This window comes from Pseudomonas mandelii (assembly GCF_006438925.1).
GTDB lineage: Bacteria > Pseudomonadota > Gammaproteobacteria > Pseudomonadales > Pseudomonadaceae > Aquipseudomonas > Aquipseudomonas mandelii_C.
Map to the genome: position 1 here is coordinate 360415 of NZ_RCZA01000002.1, position 26193 is coordinate 386607.

Annotated in this window: 12 protein-coding genes; 7 read left to right on the forward strand and 5 right to left on the reverse strand. The window is 59.1% G+C overall.

Annotation, left to right across the window (positions count from 1 at the left end; genetic code table 11):
• The first annotated feature begins 228 nt into the window (after positions 1 to 228).
• The gene (gene mvaT, locus EAH74_RS05570; RefSeq protein ID WP_007933316.1) at positions 229 to 606 is read left to right on the forward strand and encodes a histone-like nucleoid-structuring protein MvaT; all 378 of its coding nucleotides are present in this window, start codon (positions 229 to 231) and stop codon (positions 604 to 606) included.
• Positions 607 to 705: 99 nt separating this feature from the next.
• Here the strand turns inward: mvaT and sbcB are convergent, their stop codons facing one another.
• Positions 706 to 2136 carry an exodeoxyribonuclease I gene (sbcB, locus tag EAH74_RS05575; RefSeq protein WP_140676851.1) on the reverse strand — a complete coding sequence of 477 codons (1431 nt, stop codon included), beginning with the start codon at positions 2134 to 2136 and terminating at the stop codon, positions 706 to 708.
• Positions 2137 to 2319: 183 nt separating this feature from the next.
• Here sbcB and EAH74_RS05580 point away from each other — a divergent pair, with 183 nt between their 5' ends.
• The 6 genes from EAH74_RS05580 (at position 2320) to EAH74_RS05605 (ending at position 9221) form a co-directional block, all read left to right on the forward strand.
• Entirely contained in the window at positions 2320 to 3045 is a 726-nt protein-coding gene (locus EAH74_RS05580) for an RDD family protein (RefSeq protein ID WP_140676854.1), read from the forward strand.
• Positions 3042 to 4019: a stage II sporulation protein M gene (locus tag EAH74_RS05585; RefSeq protein ID WP_140676857.1), complete on the forward strand. Its 978-nt coding sequence runs from the start codon at positions 3042 to 3044 to the stop codon at positions 4017 to 4019. The genes EAH74_RS05580 and EAH74_RS05585 overlap by 4 nt, the downstream gene beginning before the upstream one ends.
• Entirely contained in the window at positions 4006 to 5550 is a 1545-nt protein-coding gene (locus EAH74_RS05590) for a DUF4129 domain-containing protein (protein WP_140676859.1), read from the forward strand. The genes EAH74_RS05585 and EAH74_RS05590 overlap by 14 nt, the downstream gene beginning before the upstream one ends.
• Entirely contained in the window at positions 5547 to 6710 is a 1164-nt protein-coding gene (locus tag EAH74_RS05595; RefSeq protein WP_140676862.1) for a DUF4350 domain-containing protein, read from the forward strand. Before EAH74_RS05590 ends, EAH74_RS05595 begins: the two co-directional genes overlap by 4 nt.
• Positions 6707 to 7708 (forward strand): AAA family ATPase, encoded by a 1002-nt coding sequence (locus EAH74_RS05600; RefSeq protein WP_140676865.1) that lies wholly within the window; start codon positions 6707 to 6709, stop codon positions 7706 to 7708. The genes EAH74_RS05595 and EAH74_RS05600 overlap by 4 nt, the downstream gene beginning before the upstream one ends.
• Before the next feature lie 181 nt (positions 7709 to 7889).
• Positions 7890 to 9221, forward strand: coding sequence for a DUF58 domain-containing protein (locus EAH74_RS05605; RefSeq protein WP_140676868.1), 1332 nt, complete (start codon positions 7890 to 7892; stop codon positions 9219 to 9221).
• Positions 9222 to 9245: 24 nt separating this feature from the next.
• Here the strand turns inward: EAH74_RS05605 and EAH74_RS33045 are convergent, their stop codons facing one another.
• From EAH74_RS33045 to EAH74_RS05625, 4 genes are all read right to left on the reverse strand, one after another.
• Positions 9246 to 12833 (reverse strand): hypothetical protein, encoded by a 3588-nt coding sequence (locus EAH74_RS33045; RefSeq protein WP_170206610.1) that lies wholly within the window; start codon positions 12831 to 12833, stop codon positions 9246 to 9248.
• Positions 12830 to 17329, reverse strand: coding sequence for a neuraminidase-like domain-containing protein (locus EAH74_RS05615; protein WP_140676871.1), 4500 nt, complete (start codon positions 17327 to 17329; stop codon positions 12830 to 12832). The genes EAH74_RS33045 and EAH74_RS05615 overlap by 4 nt, the downstream gene beginning before the upstream one ends.
• A 2-nt stretch (positions 17330 to 17331) precedes the next feature.
• A complete protein-coding gene (locus EAH74_RS05620) occupies positions 17332 to 22032 on the reverse strand; it encodes a Tc toxin subunit A (protein WP_170206611.1) in 4701 nt (1566 codons plus the stop codon).
• Positions 22033 to 22240: 208 nt separating this feature from the next.
• Complete coding sequence (locus EAH74_RS05625) at positions 22241 to 26188, reverse strand: hypothetical protein (protein WP_140676874.1); 3948 nt, start codon at positions 26186 to 26188, stop codon at positions 22241 to 22243.
• Between the last annotated feature and the right edge of the window lie 5 nt (positions 26189 to 26193).

The following is a 26193-nucleotide window of genomic DNA, read 5'->3' on the forward strand; positions in this document are numbered from 1 at the left end:
CAGCACCTGCAACCCGCGCGATGGTGTTCCTGTTGCCAATCTTCAAGTGCCCAATTGTGAATATTCGTGATGACTGCATCACACTATTTAACTACACCGGCAATTTATGCCTATTCACCGCAACTAATTTAAATAAAACTCCGGTTAAATGTTTACTTGGTGAAACACCCTGACTATTATTGCCGCACTGTCACCTGCCATCCAGCGCCCCAACATAAGGTAGTCCTCATGTCCTTGATCAACGAATATCGCGCCACCGAAGAAGCTATCAAAGAGCTGCAAGCCCGTTTGAAGAACCTGTCCCAAGACGACAAACTGCAAACCGAGCTGGAATTCGAAGGCAAACTGCGCACCCTGATGGGCGAGTACTCCAAGTCTCTGCGTGACATCATTGCGCTATTGGATCCAGAGTCCAAAACCAAAGCACCACGCGGCGGCGCAGTAAAAACTACTGGCACCAAGCGTGCTCGCAAAGTTAAACAATACAAAAACCCGCACAACGGCGAAGTCATCGAAACCAAAGGTGGCAACCACAAAACTCTGAAAGAGTGGAAAGCCAAGTGGGGCGGTGACGTGGTTGAAGGCTGGGCTACCCTGCTGGGCTAAGCCGCAGAGCTTGTCGCAGACTCATCCGCGACAAAAAAGAACGCCAGCCTCTGCTGGCGTTTTTTTATGTCCGGTATTCAGCCCCGAACATTTTCGATTTCAAAGATTCAAACGTTTGCGTAATCCTTCGACATAATTCTGCCATTCATTCAGCACCTCTCGCTGAAACGATGTAGCCGTAATACTCCATTGGGCGGCGGCTTCTACAAAAGTTTCCAGCGTATTTGGCGCCCCCCACTCGGGTGCTGACAAACGTTGCTGACAGAATATTCTCCAGCGTTCTTGCTCTTCGAAATTCAACGTATCGGGGAAGTTGCGTGCGCGATATCGAAACAATAATTCAGGCAATCGTTCATCATCGAAAGGCCATTGTTGTTGCGCTAATTGAGCCGGGTCGGCAGACCTGACTTGCTCACAAAGACGCCGATCCCTATCACCGATAAAACCATCGTATAACTGTTGCTCAGGGTCTTGGCTCGGGGTGAAAGCTTCGCTGGCATAAATCGCCTGAACTTTATCTCGCCGAACTGTTTGTGCGTCACTTAGCCGCAGCGCGCGCTCTTGGTAGAGCGGCATATCCAGCCCCAAACGTTGCTGATCTTCAGAACGAAGAACCGACAACGGCGCCACCACCGGGCATTTATTGATGTGGATAAGTTTGAGCGGCACCGGCAACTCGCCCTCGGCCAAGTCATCGCGGCGGGTATACAGCCGTTGGCGCAAGGTGTCGGCATCAAGATCGAGCAAACCTTGAGGGTCCAGGTGCAGGTCACAGACAATCAAGGCGTTCTTGTTTTTCGGGTGCCAGGCCAAGGGCAGCACCACACCGACATAATTGCGCGCCGCCGAAAAGCGCCCGGAGATGTGCACCATCGGCTGCAACAGACGAATCTGATCCATCACCTTTTGTTTACCGCGCAACTGAAACAACCAGTCATACAACTTCGGCTGCTTTTCCCGGATCAGACGCGCCAGGGCGATGGTGGCGCGAACGTCCGAAAGCGCTTCGTGAGCATTTCCGTGATCAATGCCATTGGCGGCGGTCAGGCGTTCGAGTTTGAGCGTTATCCGCCCCTCGTCGTCCGTTGGCCAAACGATGCCGTCAGGGCGCAAGGCATAGGCTGCACGCACCACATCGATCAAGTCCCAGCGGCTATTACCGCCCTGCCACTCGCGCGCATAAGGGTCGAAAAAGTTTCGGTAAAGACTGTAACGGGTCATCTCGTCATCGAAACGCAACGTGTTGTACCCCGCCCCGCACGTGCCGGGCGCAGCGAGTTGGGCATGCACCCGGGTCATGAAATCGGCTTCGCTCAAGCCTTGCTCGGCCAGTCGGCCGGGCGTGATACCCGTAATCGCACAGGCTGCCGGATGGGGCAGGATGTCTTCACTGGGCTGGCAGTAAAGGTTGACCGGCTCGTCTATTTCGTTGAGATCGAAGTCAGTGCGAATCCCCGCCATTTGCAGCGGGCGGTCGCAACGGGGGTTGATGCCAGTGGTTTCATAGTCGTACCAGAAGATAGAGGTCACGGGCTATTCCTGAACTGAAGATCGGCGAAGTCTAGGCGTTCACATCCCGCCCCGGCCAGTAATCTTCTCATTCAATCACCTCTGGCCACGTGCCGTGCAATACATAGTTATGTCGTTTTCCCCCGAGAGGCTGCTAGCATCGGACGGACATCGAATCCCGAACAGGCCACATCAAGGTTGCCCATGCTCGAGACCACAGCACTGCCAAGGAATGCGACGCTGTCCCCGCCACTGGATACGCGGTATCAAGTCGAAACGCCGGAAGGCATCGACCTGCCACTGCGCCCGGCCGGGTTGATGGTTCGTGCGCTGGCGTTCTCCATCGATCTCGGGCTGCGCGGGTTGATCGTCGGCCTGCTGTTTATCGTCCTGGCGTTCCTCGGAAAACTCGGTGCAGGGCTCGGCTCGATTCTGTTGTTCGTGGTGAGTTGGTGGTACATGGTGCTGTTCGAAGTGCTCAACCAGGGTCGTTCACCAGGCAAGCAATGGATGGGCCTGCGGGTGGTGCAGGACGATGGCACGCCCATCGGCTGGTCTGCTTCGCTGCTGCGCAACCTGCTGCGATTTGTCGACATGCTGCCGTTCGGCTATTTCCTCGGGGCCATCAGTTGCCTGCAACATCCCACCTTCAAACGCCTCGGCGATCTGGCCGCCGGCACGCTGGTGATCTACCGCGAACAACCGCTCGCCCGACCACAACTGCCCGCCGTCCAGCCCCGGCGCCCGGCCTTTGCGCTGACGCTGACCGAACAACGCGCCATCCTCGGGTTTGCCGAGCGTCAGGGTGAACTCTCTGACGCACGGGTCAAAGAGCTGGCGGCCATACTCGCGCAAACGTTGCAGGTGTCGGCGCCAGGGGCCGTGGACGAACTCAATGGCATCGCCCGCGGCTTGTTGGGCCCGACATGAAACAAAGCCTTTTCGAAAGTCGCCACAAGGCCGAATGGGAACAATTTGCTCTCGTGCTTGAACAGCTGGAGCAAGGCAAGGAAGCAGAGCGAGTCGCCGGTTTCCCCAGCGATTATCGTCGTCTCTGCCAGCATCTGGCGCTGGCCCAGGAACGTGGTTACAGCAGCTTTCTGATCGACTCATTACAGCAACAAGTACTGCGCGGGCATCAACAGCTTTATCGCCACCGCAGTCGACTGGGTGCCAACGTGCTGGGCTTCATCCTGGCTGACTTCCCGCGACTGGTGCGCGAACAGTGGCGCTTCGTGCTCGCCGCCGGCCTGATGTTTTTTGGCAGCCTGATCGGCATCGCGCTGCTGGTGTATCTGTTCCCGGACTTCGTCTACAACCTGATCCCGGCCGAGCAGGTCAGCGAGATGCAAGGCATGTACGACCCCGTCGCCGGTCATTTGGGACGTTCGGCAGAACGGGCGGCCAGTGAAGACTGGGTGATGTTCGGTTACTACATCATGCACAACATCGGCATTGCCTTTCAGACCTTCGCCAGCGGTGTGCTGTTTGGCCTGGGCAGCGCGTTTTTCCTGTTCTTCAACGGTTTGATGATTGGCGCGGTGGCCGGGCACCTGACGCACATCGGCTACGGGCAAACCTTCTGGTCATTCGTGGTTGGCCACGGCGCCTTCGAACTGAGTGCTATCGCCCTGGCCGGTGCCGCCGGCCTGCAACTGGGTTGGGCATTGATCGCGCCGGGACGCCTGCCCCGCTCCGAAGCCCTGCGATTGGCGGCACGCAAGAGCGTACTGCTGATTTGCGGGGTCATGCTGTTTCTGCTGATTGCGGCGTTTATCGAAGCTTACTGGTCGTCCACGATCGGGGTCGCGCCAATGACCAAATACCTGGTCGGTGCAGCGCTCTGGTTGTTGGTGGCGACCTATCTGCTGTTTGCCGGACGGACCCGCCATGCGCCTGAGTGACGCCACGGCTGTCATCCGCCCGCGCACCACCTGGGAAGCCATGGACCTGGGCGTCCTGCTGAGCCAGCGACACCGGTGTCTGCTGATGACCAGTTGGGCCATCGTGACCTTGCCGGTTTTCGCCCTGCTCAGCTGGGTGCTGTGGGATTCGCCCTCCCTCGCCGTGTTCATTTTCTGGTGGCTGAAACCGGCGTTCGACCGCCTGCCGCTGTACATACTGTCCAAAGCCATGTTTGGCGAAACGCCCACGCTCAAGCAGGCGTTGCGCCAATTTCCGCGGCTGCTCCAACCGCAACTGCTGGTGAGTCTGACCTGGCGGCGCCTGAGCCTGAGTCGCAGCTTCCTGATGCCGGTGATGCAGCTCGAAGGGCTGAATGGGCAAACGCGACAACAGCGCTTGCAGGTGCTGTTGCAGCGCAACGCCGGTGCCGCGCGGTGGCTGACCATCATCGGCGTGCATCTGGAAACCGCGCTGTGGATCGGCCTGATGGTGCTGTTCTACCTGTTTTTGCCGCAACAGGTCGAACTCGACTGGAGCTGGCAGACCTTGATCACCGCCGCGACACAGGACTGGCGATGGCTGGAGCACCTGACCAACGCCTTTTACGCACTGGTGCTCATTGTCTGGGAACCGGTTTATGTCGCCTGCGGTTTCAGCCTTTATCTAAATCGGCGCACGGTGCTGGAGGCCTGGGATATCGAGCTGGTGTTCCGTCGCATGCGCCAACGCTTGAGCAGCGCCGCCGTCACCCTGCTGCTGGCAGCGTTCCTGTTGATACCGACAGCACACACCGTATGGGCCGCCGAGCCAGTCATTTCACCCGACAGCCCACGCCTGCTGGACCAGCCACTGACCAGTCAGGCATCCCGGGACAGCATCAAGGCGCTCCTCGATCAGCCTCCGTTCAAGAACAAGGAATCGGTCACGCGCTATCGGTTTGGCGAAGAAAAACCCGCCGCCGATACGGCAGACGATGACCAAACAACCGAATGGCTGAAGGCGCTGCTCAAGCTGCTGGACAACCAACGCTTCGGCGCAGCGGCCTCGCTGATTGAAGTTGTGTTATGGGGTGTCGTGATCGGTGCCATTGGCTTATTGATCTGGCATTACCGTGACGGGTTGCAAGCCTTCGTCAGCCGTCGACCGGCCTTGAACAGCAAGGTCGCGCGGCCGTTACCGCAACAGGCTTTCGGCCTGGACCTCAACCGCGAAACCCTGCCCGCCGACATCGCTGCCAGCGCCGAGCACCTCTGGCAGACCAATCCTCGCGAGGCCCTCGGATTGCTCTATCGCGGTCTGCTCAGCCACTTGCTGCACGACTTCAACATGGCGCTGAAACCCGCCGACACCGAAGGCCAGGTCCTGGAGCGCATCGAACACCTGCAACAACCTGCCTTGCTGGCCTTCAGTAAAAACCTGACCGGGCACTGGCAGAACATGGCCTACGGGCATCGCCTGCCTCCCGCGCATTTGCAACAGGAACTCTGTGACGGCTGGCGAGCCCTGTTCGGCCCGGGAGCGTTGCGTTGAACCGGCAACGCTGGCCGGCGGTCGGCGTGTTCGTCGCCGTGCTCTTGATCGCGCTGAGTGTTTATCTGTACGTCAAGGCGACGCCCTATCAGACAGATATCGATCATGGCCCCTCGCCCGAAGCCCAGGCCAACCCCTATCTCGCCGCCGAGTATTTCCTGCGCAAGCAGGGCCTGTCGGTGAACCACGCCAACAGCCTCGACATTATGCCAACCCTGGAGCCGCATCAGCACAGTCTGTTATTGCTCGGGGACCGGTACAACATGACCCCGCGCCAGATCGATCAGCTGTTGAACTGGACCCGGGCCGGCGGGCGACTTTTGTTTGTCGCCCAGTCGCTGTGGGATGAGAAGATCGGCCAAAGCAATGACCTGTTGCTCGACCGGGTGCAGTTGCACCAGTCGCTGAGCAAAGACCTCAAGGACCCGCCGCCCGCTATCGACGACGATCCTTACCCCGAGCTGACCAAGCTGTATCTGGAAGACGAAAACGCGCCGGCCTACGCCGGTTTTGATACCGCATTCCATCTCGAAGACCCGAAAAACCTCGCCCAGGCCTGGGCCAACAGCGGCAAAGCCACGCACATGATGCAGCTGACCCACGGGCTCGGTTCGATCACCGTGGTCACCGACGCCGACCTGTGGAAAACCCCGGCCATTGACCAGTACGACAACGCCTGGCTGCTCTGGTACCTGACCGCGGACACGAACGTGACCCTGCTGTTCAACACCGATCACGACAGTCTTCTGACCTTGCTCCTGCGCTATTTCCCCCAAGCATTGGTCGCCCTTTTTGCCCTGATCGGTCTTGGCTTCTGGCACGTCGGCGTGCGCCAGGGTCCGCTGCTGGAACCGGCCCCGAGAGCCCGCCGTCAACTTCAGGAACACCTGCGCGCCAGCGCCGATTTCATGCTGCGCCGAAACGGTCAGCAACACCTGATGCAAGCCTTGCAGCACGACATCTTGCGTCGTGTGCGGCGCCGTCATCCCGGTTTCGAACAACTCGGCGTTGCCGAACAATGGCTGGTCCTCGCACGCCTGACCGGCCAATCCACACGCGCTATCAGCCAGGCCATGAGCCCGCGACCGAAGCAGCGGCTGTCCAGCGCTGAATTCAGCCGTCAGGTCGCCCACCTGCAAACCTTGAGGAACGCCTTATGAGTGAACAGATCGAGCCCGGCACACAGACCCACGCCGCCCAGCAGCGCCAGCGCGCGAGCCAGTTGGCCCAAGCAGTACGGACCGAATTACAGAAAGCCGTGATCGGCCAAAACACCGTGATCGACGACGTCCTCACTGCGTTGATTGCCGGTGGCCACGTACTGCTCGAAGGCGTGCCGGGGCTGGGCAAGACACTGTTGGTGCGCGCCCTCGCCCGCTGCTTCGGCGGCGAGTTCGCACGTATTCAGTTCACCCCGGACCTGATGCCCAGCGATGTCACCGGGCACGCGGTGTACGACTTGCATACCGAGCAATTCAAACTGCGCAAAGGGCCGTTGTTCACCAACCTGCTGCTGGCCGACGAGATCAACCGCGCCCCGGCGAAAACCCAGGCGGCGTTGCTCGAAGCCATGCAGGAACGCCAGGTCACCCTCGAAGGCCGCGCCCTGCCCATCGTGCAACCGTTCATGGTGCTCGCCACACAAAACCCCATCGAACAGGAAGGCACTTACCCGCTGCCGGAATCCGAGCTTGATCGCTTCATGCTTAAGGTGCGCATGGATTACCCCGACGCCGATCAGGAGCTGAACATGGTCCGCCAGGTCAGCCGCTCGACCCGGGCCGACATGCTTGATGTGCAACCACTGCGCACCGTCCTGCAAGCCAAGGACGTGCTGGCCTTGCAGCGCATTGCCAGCGATTTGCCGCTGGACGATCAGGTGCTCGATTACGCCGTGCGCCTGGCCCGCACCACCCGCACCTGGCCGGGCCTGATCCTCGGCGCCGGGCCTCGGGCCTCCATTGCCCTGGTGCGTTGCGCTCGGGCCCGCGCCTTGTTGCGTGGTGGCGATTTTGTGATCCCGGATGACATCAAAGGCTGCGCCCTCGCGGTGCTGCGTCACCGTGTGCGGATTGCGCCGGAGCTCGACATCGAAGGGCTGGACGTCGATCAAGTACTCAAGCAATTGCTCGATCAAGTGCCGGCTCCAAGAGTGTGAACGCCGTGCTCGAGATTCGCGTCGACACCAGAAAAGATCGCAGCCTTCGGCAGCTCCTACGGGATCGCGCACACCACCATCATCGGAATGGGAATACGGTCGGCGTAGGAGCTGCCGCAGGCTGCGATCCTTTGATCTTCGGTGTGCATGATCCCTTCAACGAGTCTCAGGGTTACGAAAGATGAAACCCTCCCGCCTCTTGCTGATCTGGCTCGCCGCCCTGCTGGGCCTGAGCATTGTGCTCGGCGCACTCCGAGCGCTGGGCGTCAGCGTTGCGCCGAACCTGTTGTCGATCAACTGGGGATTGCTGCTGGCACTGCTGGCCTTGGCAGTACTCGACGCCATCCGCCTCAAACGCCTGCCCACTCCCCGCGTACAACGACAAATGCCCGGCAGCCTTGCACTCGGTCGATGGAGTGAAGTGCGACTGGAGGTCGAGCATGACTTTGCCCAACCACTGAACATACACATTTTCGACCATGTGCCGGACGGCCTGAGCTTCGAAAACCTGCCACTGTCGGTCGAACTGCAACCCGGCCAGCACAGCCAGGTCGGCTACCGCCTGCGCCCGCTCAAGCGTGGTCATTTCACCTTTGAACACTGCGAAATCAACCTGCCGAGCCCATTGGGTTTATGGTCCGACAAACGCCTGCTCAACGTCACCGACAACACCCGCGTCTACCCGGACTTCGCCCGCCTCTACGGCGGCCAATTGCTGGCGGTGGACAACTGGCTCAGCCAGCTCGGCGTCCGCCAGCGCCAGCGTCGCGGGTTGGGTATGGAGTTTCATCAGCTGCGTGAATTTCGCGAAGGCGACAGCCTGCGACAAATCGACTGGAAAGCCACCGCCCGCCAGCGCACTCCAATTGCCCGGGAGTATCAGGACGAGCGCGACCAGCAGATCATTTTCATGCTCGACTGCGGCCGCCGGATGCGCAGCCAGGACGGTGAACTGGCGCATTTCGACCATGCGCTCAATGCCTGCCTGTTGCTCAGCTATATCGCCCTGCGCCAAGGCGATGCGGTGGGCCTCTGCACCTTCGCGGGCGATCGACAACGCCACCTCGCCCCGGTCAAAGGCAGCGGCCAGCTCAACGTGTTGCTCAATGCCGTTTATGACCTCGACAGCAGCCAGCGCCCCGCCGACTACCAGGCCGCCGCCAGCCAGTTGCTCGCCCGGCAAAAGCGTCGGGCGCTGGTGGTGTTGGTGACCAACCTGCGCGATGAGGACGATGACGAACTATTGAGTGCGGTCAAACGCCTGGGCAAACACCATCGCGTATTGGTCGCCAGTTTGCGCGAAGACATCTTCGACCAGACAAGAATGGCACCAGTACAGACCTTGCCAGAGGCACTGGCCTATTGCGGCACGCTGGACTACCTGAATGCGCGGGCCGAACTCCATGAGCGGTTGAGCGCTCATGGGGTTCAGGTGCTGGATGTTCGGCCCGGGGAGTTGGGGGCCGAGCTGGTGACGCAGTATTTGAGTTGGAAGAAGGCTGGGGCCTTCTAGCCATCGATCAAGACAGCGCCAGCTTCAATCAGGAATTTCCGGATTTTTGGAGATTTCGGGAATACCGTCAGACAACCCGGCAGGCGGCACTGGCCCCCACGACATCGCATTGACAGGCGACTGTTTGAGCAGGCGCGATGCCTCCAGTTGCAGGGCATAGGCACCGCCGATCGTACCGGTGCACTGCCAGCTCAACCCCGCACTGGTCAATCGTTGATACTCACCCAATGCCGGCTGGACATTAGTCAATCCCAGGTCCCGGGCGGATGAATACCCCTTCAATCCGAGGCATATTTCGCGATTGAGCAAATGGCTGCCGACGTTGTCGACCGATAACTTGATGGTATGAACCTGTGGAGTTCGGGGAAACAGGGTTTCCTCGCCCCAGACCGTTTTCGGCACACTGTTCAATTGGATCAGTGCATCGTCCCAGACATTGGCGGCCAATATCTTGAAGCGGAAGGTGTGGGATCGAACTGCGCTGGCACTGTCGTTGAAGCTGTCCAGTGTGGCGACTACCGCCATATCCCTGGGAAACGAGGCCTTGTAGGAAAAACGCGCCCACCCTTCGTTATCCGTTACCACCTGCACAGTTTCTTGCCCGGTCTGAAAGGTCACCGCAATACCGGACGCTGCCCGACGGGTGTTCGACAAGTGAATCTTGAGTCCCATCAAGACACTTTCTCCCTCCACCGGGTCGAACGTGGGCTCGCGCACCTCGACAATCTCGGCGTCAACAGACACTGGCTGCTCTCCTTCAGCAATGAGTGGAACCTTGTCCGGCAACGATGAGTCCGCCTGCACGACAGCAGCCAATACCGTGAACTCGAAGCTGTATGAAGGGAAATTGTCGGGGCCATTGTAGGGGCTCGGTACCGTGGCGAGCACTTGCACTTTGCCCACTTGAGTGGCAATGAACGGAAAGCGTGCCCAACCATTGTCCTGGGTCCGTATAGGTGTTGAAACACCTTGATACGAGAAGCTGACGTCGATCCCCGGCACGGATCGTCCGGTGTAAACCGACTTATTCCTGATATCCAGATAAGCGGTTTCGCCCACGACCATGTCAAACGTTGGCCCGCGCACCTCGGCGATCTCGATCCGGTTGTGGGCCAACAACATCGTCATCGCAGGGTATGTGAAACGGGCCTGCGGGAGTGTCAGCGCCAGCGCCAACGGGCCGCTTTCAGTGCTGTTGCTCGCATCAAGCGTCCACTCCAGGCCACCGCTCGGCAGGTCCCGCGCATGTACAGGATCAAGCCTGGCATTGAGCGATCGATGTGACTCATCCACCCATTGTGCTGCGACCTCAAGCCTGGTCAAGGGGCTGTCAACCTTCGGCATGAACTCCAGGAAGTGCTGGCCACCCAGGCAGGGATATGCCGTGCTCGTGATGTCCAATGCTTTTCCGTCAAAGGTGAAGGTACCCTCGTCCTCAAGGTTTCTGGACAATAATCTGCCCTGTAACTCGTAGGGCGTTATCTCGTCATGGCACACATACAACAGGAAACGGGCACTGGCACTGGAGGCAGAGCTGACCTGCCAGGACAAACCTTCTTCCGGTAACCGGCGCAGAACATCCATGGCAGGCTCAAAATGAAACTCCGGAATGGAGCCATCTTCGCTTTTCAGTTCCAGATAAAAGAACTCGTCCACCAGCGTTTTCCCAACCGGCTTGATCAACAGCTCTACCGGCTCGGCGTCGCGGAAACAGAACAATCCAACCGCCCCGGCTTCCTGTCCCGCCAGTGTCACCTTTGTCAAACCCGCTAGCGGATTTTCAGCCAACACCGTGATCTCGAACGGATGCTCGATCTCCTCACTGTCATAGCGACTGGTAACTTTGGCCGCGACCGTGAACGAGCCTTCCTCTTTCGGAATGAAGTCGTACTGTGACCAACCGTCAGTGCCCGTCGACAGTGTCTGATCCTCCGTGCCGGCGAGACTCCATACCACATCGACCCCTGTCACAGGTCCCACGCCCGGAACACTGGACAGGACCTGAAACTGTAAAGGCAAAGCCGCACCGTCGACCGAAGGAAACCTTGTCCGAAACTTCACCTCACCCCTCTCCAGCCTGTTATGAGCAAGCTCCAGCGCCTGAAAAGGCGAGGGTTTCAACAGCTTCGAACAACTGACATTGAATTTGAAAAAGCTGTTCCTCTGATTGCCGCACTCCATCACCCAGACCTGTCCCGGCCCCTCCACCGGATTGGCGTCGTCCAGCTTTGGTGTAAACGTCATCTTCAGTCCGGCCGGGGTGTCTTCTCCCTCCCAATGCAATGTCAATTCGGTTTCGGCCAGGACGTGATCCGCCGCAAACGCCAGGGCCACGGCATGGGTTGCGCCACGGCAGGGGTAGCCAGTCTCGCCTCCCCAAAGCCAATCACGCGGCGCGCCATCCAGAGAAAATCGGGCGCTCAGCCATGGATCCTCCTTCAGCGCCCGCACCGCAAACACATGCCGGGCATTTTCCTTTTTATAGTGACTGTCGACCGACGCTTCGATTCGCCAATCGCCAGCGGTATCCGGTGTCCAGGTTAAATAGGCCTCACCGTTCGGATCCGAGGGTTGGCGGGCCAACACGACATCATCCGCACTATTGGCCCCCTTGAGCGTCCAGGTGACCTCGCGGTTGGCCAACGGGGTCTGGGTGTAATGCGATTGCACCCGCACGCGCAGGTCCACACTCTGATCAAGGTCGATCACCGGATACCACTCGGCTTCCTGCAACACAACGACGTCGAGCTGAAAATGCCCGCAGACCGCTGGCAACGGATAGGTGTCGGCGGTGTACTGACTGCGCACGGCCAGGGTACGCTCGATCTCTGTATCCTCAACAACCCCGGAGCAATTGATCGTCCACGGATCGGCTACGGGATGCTCCTGCCCCCAGGGCGGGCCGGCATTGAGAATGCCTTCAGGATCCTGCTCATCATCATTGACCAGCAATCCCGCCTGCGTCCCGAACCAGACGCTGTCGCTTGCCAGCTGCAAGGCAAGCTCATGGCTGGCACCAAAGCACAGGTGCAACTTTTCATCGACCGATTGTGGTTCGCCATCGATGGCCACACTGTCCAGCTGTAACGGCTCCAGCAACAACTCCACGCGGGCAAAAGTGAACCGTATGGCGCCAGGCCGGCCCGGCCCTCCATTGTCAGGGCTGATGACGGTAAACATGACGGTCTGCTCGGCTGGGTCTAGCGTAAGCATGTGCGGATATTCGACAAGATACAGATCGAGCAGGAGTCCATCGGGGCCAACCGCTTGCTCGGGTTCTGCCAGGCGCGAAGGCACAAGGTCCAGATCCACTTCTCCACCCAGACCAGGATTGATCCGCAACGTACCTAGCGCACCCTGCACCGCCTCGTAGTGGAACACCAGTTTGTAATCGGCTCTGCCCTGCATCGGGCGTGGCAGCGACGCCAGCGTTATTGTCTGAAAGCCTTGCCCCATGTTTGTGGCGTTCATGAAGTCGACCGTTCTGCCCTCCCATAACCCTCCCTGACGGGTGACCTTCCTTCCGTCATCGATCGTCCAGCCTTCCAGGTCATTGGTGAAATTGCCGTTGACGATGAAATTGTGACGGGCATGGATATATTCTTCATTCATGGCTGTATCTTCCTTGGACGAATCATTGACGGTGCTGGAGGTGGTAAGCCCTCAACATGGCTGGCGAACTTCTGGCCCCCGTCCCTTGCCTGATACACCAGCGTCAGAATGACATCCGTCAGAGAATCCAGAAGTCGTTCCTGGGAGGGGCTGTCATGTCGGGGCAGTGTCAGCACATATTCAGCATGGGCGCCCGTGCCTTCGAACGGCAGATAGCGGTCATCGTCCATGCGTGTGGCGATGCCGTTGTCGTCCAGCCCCAGGGACAAGCCGATCTGCTGGTAAGGACGCAGGTTCTGCACCAGCGAACCTGGCGGCACCTCTTTAGCTTCAAGACCATGCAGGAGTTTGACTGCCTCGATGTCCGGCTCCAGCAGCGTGGAACTGCTGATCTGCAGCAACGTTGCACAGATATTCTGATAGGGTCCCAACAGACCGGGAAAGGTCAGTGATACCCCTCTGACCTGACGGCAGTAGTGCCCCGGGTAGTCTTCGTTGAAGAGACTCTCTTTGAGCTCGATCGACAGCGTTCCCGAGCTTTTGAAAGTCGCCCATTTGTGTGCGTCCAGATTCTTGAGCGATATTGTTTTAACCAGTTGCAAGCGGTGCTCGTCGCGCTTGATGCGCGCAGCGGCCATGCGCAACAGATCGAGTTTCAACGACTGGCCGGTGGTAAACCCATGGCAGGCGTCCATCCAGACATCCGGGCGGACAAACCGGCTCTTGTAATCGCCCAGTTCATACTGCCAACAGGTTTCGGCACACAGGCACACACCGGCGACGACGTCGTAGACCTGGTAGATCAGGGTTTTGATCTGCCCGACCACCCAATTGCTCAGCTCCTGACCTGTCGTGCGATTCTGATAGAACGCGTACACCGCCAGGGCCTGAGTGTTGGCAATTTCGGTCTGTAGCAGACTGGCACGGGCAGCGTCGAGCGCATGATCCTGGGCCAGCAGTTGCTCGCGCAACACCCGCATTTCGGCAAACGATTGATCGCGGGCGAGCTCCCATTCCTGCTGACGTCGCCGGTGCTGTTCGATGATGCCGATCTCTTCGGCTTCACCCCGCAGGACATCGACGCCTATCTGAAGGATATCGGCAATAGCATAGACGGGAGAGGCAATACGAACGCCGCCGAAAGACGTCCCGAAAACATTGGGGGCCAGATCCAGTAGGCCCCCCGCAACCCGAAACCCTTGAGCGACTACCGCAGAGTCTCGGGCAGATTGGCTCTTCTCCAGAACACTTAGCTCCGCCTCGGAAACCCCTTCCGCGGCCAACGCTTCATAGTGCTGCGCGCGGGCGTTGACCATGCTCTCGCTTTGCCGCAATGACGCAGAAGTGGCTTCGAGCTGGGCAATCGTCGTCTCATGGATTGCACGGGTGTAGTCGGCCAACTCGATCAGGTGACCTTGCTGCAGCGTCTCCAGCTCGCCGCGGTCACGCAGTTCCAGCCAGGAGCGCAACTGGTCTTCCTGCTGGATCAGAAACTCCACACCTTGCAGCGCCAGGTTGTACACGGTGTTCCATTTGTATGGCACCACCTGCACCTGGCCACCCGGATTGCGCGCAGCGCCCTGATTGCCATTGGCCTGGGCACGCAACAGCTCCAGCGGGTCCATCGTCCGACTGAACATTGGGATCGACAAGGGCTGGCCATCGATCGAGCGGTTGTTGCGCAAGTTGTTTAGCCGCGCGTTGAGCAGATCCCACAGCGCCTTGGGCCGTTCATTGATCCCGGGACGGAATACCCCCGAACCCAGCAGATCGAAGTACGGCGTGACCTGCATCTGGCTCGGCACATCGGCAAGGCTGAGGTTCAGACCCGCTTCGAACGCCTTGAGCGGATCGCGCCCGCTGATCAGGGTCAATACTTCGCTGAGCTTTTTCGGCTGCCAGGTGCTCGCCGTACGAGTGACCGGTTCTTCGCCGATCAACGTCAGGGCCCTGCTGTAATTGAGCCCGGCATGCACCATGCTGTCGTAATCCAGATGACGATAAAGTGCATCGCCCCACGCGATCAGGTTCTCCACATAGCGCAGGAAAATGGCGATCTTGAAGTGCACCGGTGCGCAGTATCCGATGGCGTCCGGATCCGATGGCGCGGCGCTTTCATGGGAACACTCGATAAGTTCGTTTTGCAGAGGACGGCAGCGCCAGTAGGCCGGTGCCGGGATCACCGGCGGGTCATCGGGCTGCGGATTCTCGACAGGTTCCACCTCACGCGCCAGCGGGTTGAACACGTACTCGTACCAACCTTGCGCCTCGCGATGGCGACCCTCTGCCGACAAGCGAGCGCCTACCAGATCCGGCGTGTGAAAGAACAACTCCCAGAAGTACAAACCGTTGCAGCCATCGAACGGCCCGTTTTCCTCAATGTTGCCGTCGGGCATGCGCGGCTCGTCGACATGCTGGGTGTCCCAGGCCAGCAACGCATCCACCGAGACTGCGGCGCGACTGGTCAATACGGGACCGAACGTCGAGTTTATTCGCGTGTACTTGAGCGCCTGATTGCTATTGTTGAAACTCAGGAACTGCGCGCCCTCGGCGCTGCTCTTGTCGATGGACGGGGTCACGTACAGTCGCGGCCGCTCCTTGAGCGTGACTGAAAACATGTTGCGGCCATAGCCTTCCTTGCCCGTATCCACTTCACCGAAAGAAAAGTCGATCGGTGAGTCGATAGGAAAATTGCCGATACCGATCGACGGGGTTTGTCGACGATAAGTCCGCCAGGGCGTTGCGTACTGGCCATTCAATACGCCAGTCGAGATCCAGTCCGCCGGATCATCCACCGTGCGTTCAGCCCACACTAGACTGAACACCACTGGGGCATACAACACCTTCGGTACCAGCTGATTCAGCTCGTTCAGCACGGCATCGCCCAGACCGGTGATGGAGAAACCGGCACCGGCACGAATCTCGTCCAGGGTTCTTGCCAGCAGAATCGCCAACACCTCGCTGGTCAGCGTGGCGACGGCGTCGGCCACCCAAATGCCGTCGCCCGGCGAGGTTTCCTTGAAGTCAGCGATGGCGAACGAGTGGACATTTTCCTTGCCCTGGCCATTCACCAACTGCACCACATGAATCTGCGTCGGTTTCAGGCGCGTGGTCAGGGTGATCCGCAGTTGCTGCTCGCCGGCCTCGACCATCCTGACGTCAAAGGAGGTGCTGGCCGTGGTTGCCCGCCAACTGATCGACACTCGTTCGAGTACCCGCCCTTGTTCTTCCACCGCATCGCAGCGCCCGCGGACCCTGATCACTTCATAAAAGTTGTCGTCCGCCGCACGTTCCCGCGTATAGATAGCGTCGAGAAACAGATTTGCCGTGATTGACCCCACCGTGGCCGGCACGCTGCTGACGGTGACCGTCGAATAATCCGCCGGCACCACCTTTTGTTGCAGGCTGGCGACGTGGCTGAAACGCCCGAACGTCATCGCCAGCAAGGTTGCCGTGTCATCCGCCACTTTGCGAAACAATGCATCGCGGGTTTCATGAATCTCGATGTCGTGGAACGGGGTCTGCCCGTCCAGGCTATGCCGATTGGTGTAACAGACGGCCAACCGGTCGTCCCGGGGATCACCGTCGCCCAACGACACAACAGTCAGCCGACCGTTGGAAACGTCGTACTCGCAATCGCGCTGATGCAGCGACAACGGCGCCGACCACTGGCCGTTCAGGGAACTGAAGGCGAGCTTGATCTCCAGCGACCAGGGGTTCTGCACCACGCCGTCGCTATCGATCTGGCGTTCACGCCATTCGCACCAGACCATCACCGGCAGCCCCAGCCAGTTCACGCAACGGATGTCCACCACCCTGCCGGTGGTGGCGACATCGATCTTCTGCCACTCGCCCCAGGCGGCGGGATTGATTTTCCGGCTTTCCTTGTCCAGCTCGACTTTGACACTGCGCAAAAAATAGGCGAACGGCGCCGTGCGTTCCTGCCCGATCAGGTAATAGCGTGCGTCCTGAACGTTCTCGCCATCGATGTAACCGCTGAGCACATCCAGATCGCACAAGCGCTGGAAAGCCTGGGTGTACTCCATCAAGCCCTGTTGCACCGACCCGGTACTCAGGCGCATCTGATTCAAGCGGTTTTCCAGGGCGCGGAACAAGGTGGTTTTTTTCAGGCGAAGTGACGGGACGATGTAGTTTTCCGCCTGATCCTTGAGCAGCACATTGGCCGACCAAGTGCTGTAGTGGCTCAGAAACTGATACCAGTACTGCAGGTCCTCCTCTTCGAAATGGCTGTTTTCGTAACCCTTTTCCATGCCGCTGTAGACGGACTGGATATGCTCCTGCAAACAGCGCACGGTCGATGAAGTCTGGGTGGCTTGCAGTTGCGCGCTGTCCTGGGTATCGAGCATCAGATACCGGCTCAACTCATCGGGGGTTCTCAGGGTGACCGCACCGGTCCACAGTTTCTGTCCCAGCACCGCCTCCACCATCGCCGCCGTGTAGCGTTCTGTCAGTTCATTGATCTGTAGCGTTTCCATGGTTATCTCCCTGTCTCGGCGCGATTGCCCGCGCGGCGGGTAGCGGGCCGCTTGCCCAACGTGCCTTCTAGTACCAGCGCCCCGATCACGCGATCGCAGTGAAGATTCAGCTGAAAGCGGCCATTGCGGATATTGGCGGTGCGGATGTCCACCTGATACGGGTCGTCGGTGAACGTGAAACGCGTAGCCAGTGGTGGTGTGAAAACCATGCCCAGCGCCTGAGTGGTGTAGTCGGAACTCCACCCCTGCGAACCTCCGCTATCTTTGAGCTGCGAGGTATTGAGCGGAGAAATTTCAAGGCGATAGTGGCCGTCCCTGAACAGGGTGAGTTCATCGGTCCCCGGAATGATCGGCGTACGGGTTTCCGAGCCGTCCTCGATGACGACCAACTCCACCTTCCATTCAAAGGCCTTCAACACGGTCAAGTCGAACTGGCGCTGTTGTGCCGGGTGGAGTGTCAGTTTGGCCGTCACGATGAAGTCCCCTTCCTTCGTCGACTTGAACGGATACACCGAACGGCCCTCGGCATCGGTGGCAATCGTCACCTCTTCAGTAGCAATCGTCACCTCTTCAGGAGGAATGAATTCGACCTTCCACTGCACCGGGTAGTTGCTCACCGGCCGCGCATCCGCAGCGCTGGACTCTTTCACATCGACCCAAAGCAAAGTCGGTCGTGCAGCGCCAGCGACCGGGAAGCGAATAACCTCCGAGTAGTTCTGGATCCGCGCATCACTGGCCACCCACACCTTGACCTCGACACTCGGGTTGCTGTCCAGCTGCGCATAGACGGTCAGATCGCCCACTGGTGGAGTGTCCACGGAAAACTCCGAATACCCGTCAGCGCCGCTCGGCACTTCGACTTTGCCCAGCGCGGCACTGGTCCACCACATCACCTTCCCACCCTCCACAGGTGCATCGTCCAGTCCAACAACCCGGCAGCGTACCTGCAAGGCATGACCGACCATTGCCACCGTGGTGATGACGGGCGCGCTGAAAATTCGCGGTTGGTCGGCAAATTTAATGGAACTACTGAACGTGAGGCTGTGACTGCCCTCCACATTGCCGACCGTGATGGTGGCGTCGCCAGGACTCAGGCTGGAGATCCACACCCGACTGAGGCCATCCCTGTCGGTGAAAGTCTGACTGGGGCGAATATCGCCCAGCGTCGTCGACCACGCCACCTGGCGATGAGCGCCTCGGTTGCCGTAATCGTCGATCAACACGGCATACATCTCCTGTTCCCACAGACGCCCGGCCAGTACCGGATCTGTGGGCGGCAATCCGCTCAACTCGGAATTGAACTTCAAGGTTGCCTCATCGCAATCGATGACCACCGACGGGCCATACACCGGCTCGTACAGCGGCACGCTGTAGTGCAGATGCGCGGTGCCCATCCTGCCCCCGGCCTGCAATTGCGCCCAGGCACGACCCTTGTCATCCGTGCGAATCACCGGTGTGAGCACCGCCCCGAGGTCGGTTCCCACGTAGAGAACCACCCCCTTGAGCGGTTCACCGTAGAAATCGAGCAGGGTGATTTCGAACTCGGCGACTTCCTGCGGCAGGTTGGCAATCAGGGTCGGGTTGTCCACCACGCAACGGGTGGTGAAACTCTGGCCGACCTCCGCCGAATCCTGCGGCGTGGTCGTGGCGTTGAACCGGGCCAGGCTTTCCAGAGCACTTTGCGCGGCCTGTGCATACAGCGGCTCCGGATCCAGCGGGTTCAACGCCCCCAGACTGAGCGCAGCGGTGATGTCCATCCCGCGTCGGGCCAGTTCCAGCGTGCGATCCAGTAAATCCAGCTGCGCCAGATTGCGCAGAATCGGCCAGGCCGGGCTGGCGCTGCCTTCGACCTCGTGATTAATGTGCTCGGCGCACTCCAGCACATGCCGGATACCGCAGCCCAAATAACTGGCCAGTTTATCGGCAGCGGCGTCGCGCACCAGGCGCAGGCCATCCTCACTCATGTCGTCGGGTAACTGATTGACCTGGGTGAGGTAGTCGAGGATTTTTTCTTCAGGCTGCCGGGCCCGGGAGACCAGCCGACGATAGAACGTCAGGTAGTACACCGCACGGATCGAAATCTCGTAGGGACTCTCAAGGCTGAACCATTGATACTGCTCGCCCTCCAGCAGGGTGCTGAGCATCGTCGCCGTCAGCTTCAGCTTGTCAGCGATCCGGCCACGTCGTTCAAGCTCCGCGAGCATTTGCAGAAATGAATCCGGTTGCTCCTGCACGCCCGGCGTGGTCAGGTTCGGCAGACGCATGGCTTCTTGCAAAAAATCATAAGCCTGGCCTTGCGCCCAGGACATCACCTGCGCCGTCAGCAATGAATCGAGCTTCAGATAAACCGACAGACCGGCTTCCACCACCACCCGCTGCTCGTCGCGGCAGCGCAATACAATCGTACGGATCACGGTTTCCAGCGGTTCACGTAGGTGCTGCTTGTCATCTGCATCGGGATAAATCGTCTTAACCAGGCGCTTGATCACGCTGGTGGCGCGTTCGAGATACTGGTCCTGTGTTTCCCCGACACGGCCTATCACCAGACCGTTGGCGTCCACCAGATCTGTCAGTGCAACCAGCCAATCGATGAGCTGCTCGTTACCATCGCGCTGCGGCGCACCTTCCTCCAGCAAGGTGGCTTGCTCTACCCGCACCGCCTGCACCTGGCTGCGCAACTGGCGCAGCAACTGCTCCTGGGATTCACTCCAGACCGTCGGCACATACACCGGATTGACGTTTTGCACCAACCAGAGCGGCGACAAATCGTGCTCCCGGCACCAGTTGGCGCAAGCCATCAACCCGCGGATGGCACTCAGTGCGTCAGCGCCGTCCGCCGAACCGTAACTGGACACCGCCGGCTCGCCTGCCAGTTGTGCCACCAGGCCTTCCCCTGCGCTCAAGGTCTGCAACAGGGCCGTCGACTCAATCGGCGTCAGGCCAAACAGCCGGCCGATAAATACCAGTCGCCAGAAACTCGAGAAAATGTTCAGGCTGCGGCTCAAGTGGGTCTTGAGCCCGAATGCCTCGGCAATCACCGTGGCCAGGTAACGGTAGGTTTCGAAGTTGATCTCCAGCGCGCTGCAAATCTGATGCACCGTTTGCTGCTCGGCTGGCGTGCGCGGCACGATTGCAAACTCGACATCATCGATTCGCAACGCCTCCTCATACACGGCCTCGCGGTTGTACACGCGGTCATAGTGCGACAGTTGCCCATCCTGGCCATACACCGACAGCACATCGATCAGCGCCGCAAACTCTTCGGCCTTGCACTCGTAAGCGAGGTTGAGTTCCTTGAACAGGCCCAGACAGCGCAGGGTATTGGGACGGATCCAGATTGACGGCTCGCCGGTGCCACGCTGCTCGGCCTGCATGGCGGCGATGAGCAGTTGATCGACGTGATGCCCGGGCAGTTGCAGCATGCGATCCAGACGACACTTGCGATTGATGCGATCAATGCGGTGTTCCAGTTGTGTGAAGCCGGCTTCCCCCACACGCACCAATGTCAACTCCCCACCGACAATCGCTTTCTCCAGATCGATGGCCGGCCCCGATCCACCATGGATAAACCGGGCGCCCGCCACGACCCCCGTCAGCGGCACATCCGGGTTACCCAACACGGGGGCGTTGACCGAAAGCTTGGGGGTAAAGACGCCGCGCCCCAGCAGGCAATCGAACTGACGCTGATCGAGGCGTGTCGCATCCTTGAAGATCCACAACATGCGCAGACTAGTGAGGAAATTCGCCAGACTGCCGAAGTTGTCGGGATAAAAACTGTCCGCAGATTGCTGCGGATCCGGATCGACCCGTCGGGTCAATGGATCCACCCGGCGCAATGGCGCCTCGGCCATCGTCGCATCCAGAGGGAAGTACGGGTCTTCGAGCAGCAACGATAATTTCAGAGGCCCGATGGCGCTACCGAGCTGCAAGGCCACATCGGCACGCTCGCCCCGCGCACCCGGATTCTTGAAATACGGATAGTCCGGATCGACCCGGCGAATGATGTCCCCCAGTGCCCCACCCTTCAGGGCCGTGCCAACGACATGGGAAATACTCTCCCAGTCATGGTCATACGGCAGGCTGTTATGAAACCGCACGGTGCGCAGGTACGCCTTGACGGTCGAATAGTATATTTTCGGCCTGGACAGGATCTGCGCTTCCAGCACCGAATTGGCGATCTCCAGTCGCGATTGCCCGCGAGTGATCGCCATTTCATCGATCAGCAGTTCATCCACATCGGGCCGACGCTCCGCCAGTCCGATAGTCTGCTGCGGATCGCCCTGCGGCTCGATCTTGCCCTGTATCCACTCGCGCAGAGCCACCATGTACGCGGTGGTCGACGCACTGTGCTCGGGACTGCCGGACGGGGCGGCGGCGTTGATATCGGGCTGGAACTGCTCCTTGTACGTGGGCAGCGGCACCCATGTCTTTTCATCCTCTGATGCCGTCGTTGCGCGCAGGCTCTGCTCGCGAAACAGCCTGGCCATGTACAACGCCAGGGCATTACCACGCGCCAGCAGAGATCGGGCCTCTGCGCGGCTCAAGCCGAGCTCGCGCAATTGAGCAGGCCGCAGTTTGATCAAATCGAATACGCTGGGTTGCTGTGCGATGTAGTCATCGAGAGGCAGGACCTCGTCCGTGTCCCTCTCTCCGAGCACAGCCTTGACCAATAGATTGACCGGACGATTGTCAGACTCATTCATCGCAGTAATTCCCCTCGGCATAAAATCGTGTGATCGGTCGCCAGGCGAGATTGTCTATTGCTGGCGTCTCGTCGATTTAATGCTTGCCGGAGCAACCTGACTACTGTCATATCTGACAGGTTTTATGACCGTCGGTCGGAATATACCGCGCGGAAAATGACAAAAAAAAGGCCCTCAGAGAAGGGCCATGCAAGGGCGCAAAGGGCGGTCAACCGCCATCGACCACTTTCAACGTAAGCTCGTCCATCCATAGCGAGAAAATATCGCCCTTGTACACCCGCCCCCCCACTGTGAAGTCTTCCAGCAGCGGCAACGCATCGGTCACAATCACCCACTGCCCTTGCACATCGGCAATGCCACGCCCCCATACGCTGTAGGGATTCCCCGACTTGTACAGCCGCACCTCGCCTCCCGGTAATGCTGTGCCGCGAATCACTGCATGAGGCGAAACCTCTGCTTTCTCGGGAGACGGGCTGGTGAATACGGGTTTGTCCAGCTTCTCTTCGACCTTGAAGCTGATAGTGGACGAAGCTACCGAGAATTTGCCGTCCATGTTCTGCTGGGCCGTGATCTGGTGCGCGGCAGCCTGTACGGTCAGCTCGACTTCGCAGCGAACCGACCAGTTGCCTGCGGCGTCCACCCGGGTGGTAGCCAGCACAGTGCTGGTGTTAAACCGATGGACTTTGAGCTCCGCCCCTGGCACTCCCCTGCCGGAGAACAGCGGCAGGCGCTCCAGTACCTGACTGGCATTATCCAGCGGCTTGTCGATAATCGGCTTTTCGAATGAGGCTGCAATCTGGGTCACGACGAAGCTGCGATTGGGCAGCAACCAGTCCGAGACGGCGCCATCGCGGGACTGCTGCACCGAATAGATATAAGACGTGGCCGCCACCGGCAACTCGATCTGCGATCGCAACGCCCAGCGTCCTTCACGATCCACTCGCGTCCTGCCGAGCACGGTCGACATCGAATCTTTCTTGACGATCAGAACCTCGGCGCCCGGCTCACCCGAACCGGAGAACATTGGCCGCCGTCCGACCTGTTGGCCCGCCAGCGGATAATGCACGGTGGGCGCCTCAAAGCCGGCGGTCTTGCGCTCCACCATGAAGCGTTCGCTCTGGAACCACTCCGAAGGCGTACCGTCCACGGTCTGACGCACCACCACCCGCATCGCACCTTCACGCAAATCCTTGTTGCCTGTCACTGCCCAGCGACCGTTGGCGTCCGCTGTCGTCGGCGGGGCCAGCACGTCGTCGGCGTCGAACCATGAAGCGACGGTGATGGCCGCGCCGGGGATTGCCAGGCCGCTGTACTGCGGTCTGATCCCGACCCAGTCGCCGGCCAGGGGCTCGGTGAGTTTTGGGGCGGGTTGGAGCAAGGATATTACAGGCATGTATGAATAGCCCGACCACCATTCCGGCTTGCCGCCGGGATACGCAATAGCAGAGATACCGTCTTCAGCAACCATGTTGTGCCTGACTAGCATCGACCAAGTGCCGGCCTCCGCTACCTCAACGACACCCAGGTACCCAAAATTTTTACGTCTGTCGATACGTATGGTGTCCCCCGGATAACCAAACCCGGAAATCCTCAACAGGGCACCCAGCGCCTCTGCGTTTCGGGGGGTATCGATCACCGGCACCGCCGGCACCACCGTAACGACGTGCTCAAGCGGATCACTGATATAGGTTCTTTGCAGCAATCTCGCCTCCAGCATGACGGGACCGCCCGCCGGCAGCGTCACGTGCGCCTGCCAGGTGCCATCGTTTTTCACAACGATGTTTTTGAGAAAAGGCGTGGTCTGTCCCTTGATCGACAATTCGACAGTACCGGGATATTGCCCCGTACCGGAAAACAGTGACTCGCGCGCTGGTTTGCCGTTTTGTGTCGGCACCCCGATTAACGGCTTCGGCACACGCACCTTTACCGTCCGCGCAGCGGTTCGGTCGGACCGGTTGTTACTGGTTTGCTCTTCTTGCTGGATGGCGTAATAACCCAGATTGCCCGGTGCCTGATCGACCAGTGTCACCTTCCATTTATTGTCCGGGCCCACCGGACCGGCCCCGATGGACTGGTGGGTAACGTTTGAATAGATGATCACCCAACACCCTTTGTAACCTGCGCCGTCGATGACCGGAGACAGGTCGACCTCGGCATCGGCGGCGGTGGTGATGATCGGTAGCGGGGTCTTGACCGTGAATGTCCGGCTGGCGGCCGTAGAAGTCTGCCCGCCGGATACCGCCTTTGCGGTGATGGTGTAGGTGGTCGGCGCCCAGTCTTCAGCGGCGGTCAGGCTAAAGTTGCCGCCGTTTGCCGTTAACGGCACATCGGTTTTACCCGGGATCGTCAAGACAATTGCCGAACCGGGCCAGGCAGTGCCGGAAATCGTCGGGCGTTGCCCGGTGTTGGCGCCCGCCCCAGGGGCGGTAAAGGTGGGAGGAGGCGAGGCTATGACCATCGAAAATCTGGCACTGTCGGCAGACCACTGACTGTTCACCCCTTGCCGGGCCGTCAACCGTGTGTAGTTGCCCGGAGCAAGGTCAGCGATGGCGGTCGTTTCCCAACTGAGGTTTGTCTGTACGTTGGCGTGGGGCACACCCGCCAGGGCAACGCCGTCATTGAAAATGCCGACACCGACCGCAGCCGTCCCCCACTGGCGCCCCCGACCTTTGAAGGTTGCCCGTTGTCCGTTGACCGTGAAGCTTACGGAGGTGGGTACAGGCGTCGGGATGTTGACCGGAATATCAGTGACCCAGCCCGTGTTGTAAATCCGTCCGCTACCGCCATCGGAAACGCTTTGCCGACCACCGAAATTATAATTGTACGGCGGCAGATCCGGCGGAATGACCTTCGACCAGCTGCCTGCGGAGACGGTAGCGTCCAGGTACGGCGTTGTATCGTTACGGAAGTGAATGTCCATACGCACACCAGTGCCGTTATAGCCTGTGCCCGATAGCGTGACGGTTTCCCCACTGAGCCTTGATGTAATGGAGGGTACAGGGGGGCGGATTTTGAAGGAGCGGGGAGCACCTCGCACTGACTGTTTCCCGCTATGGCGTTGTAGTGCAACAAGACTTCTAGGCCCTGGCTTCAGATCGACCTGAACGGTCCAGGTTGCCCCTGTCAACACGCCGCTTTCACCGAGTTTGACGGTCTGCGTGTCCTCGTATATTTCGACCTTGGCCCCGGCTAATCCGTTGTTACCGCTTAGGGTAAAGGTTTGTTCCTGAGCACTACTCCCAGCGGGACTGGTAATGACCGGCACACCTAACACTTTAAAAGTCAAAATGTCTGAATAACCATAGCGCCATGCATCCCGTCGCCATTGCGCTGTTACACTTAACTCACCACTTTGCAATGTTCTAACCAGATCCTCCTTCAGCTTCACTTCCCACTGTTCGCTCCCAGGAACGTTAACCGCGTTACTAAGCGCAACATAATGATTGTCCTCTCTAACCACGTGAACAGACATACCCGAATTACTCTCGCCCTCGAAAACAAGCTCATGGCTGGGCACGATCTGATTGGCCATGGGTGAAGACAATTCTGCACCGATAATTGTAAAAGTCCGGTTTAGACTGTAACGCGTGGTATAGCCCGCCCTTGATTGTTCAATAGCAATTGAATAATCACCCCAAGGCAAGCGCTGATTGAGGTCTACCGTCCATTCATTTGCAGTGGCCGTGAACGGAGCACTTAGCGATATTGTTGAGGAACTTTTCCTCACCTTGAGGGAACAGTTTCCGCCGCCGGTCCCAGTAATCTTTGGCCGGCGATTCTGTATGAATTCATTTTCAGCCGGATAAGTAATCATCGGTACGTTGCTGATCCAAAAATTGGTTACCGTTCGCCGGGAAGGTTGGAGCCCGTAACTCCACCACCCCTCCACGCGCGCCGGCCCCGGCACGTAGGATACGAAGGGTCTCCAGTGTCTAATATTCCCGCTGAAAAATTGAATATCGTATTCGAAGATCTTTACATCGTTAACAAAATACTCCATCCAGACAAAACCGTTCCCGGGAATCATGAACCAGACATCCAAGCCCCCGGATTGGATACTTCCGTTAATCGGAGCTTCTATGATCAAATCAGGCAGGGTAGACACACTTGGAACTTCGTCCTCTTCGGGAGCCACGTCAATGCGTTCGTCGGTCATGATCG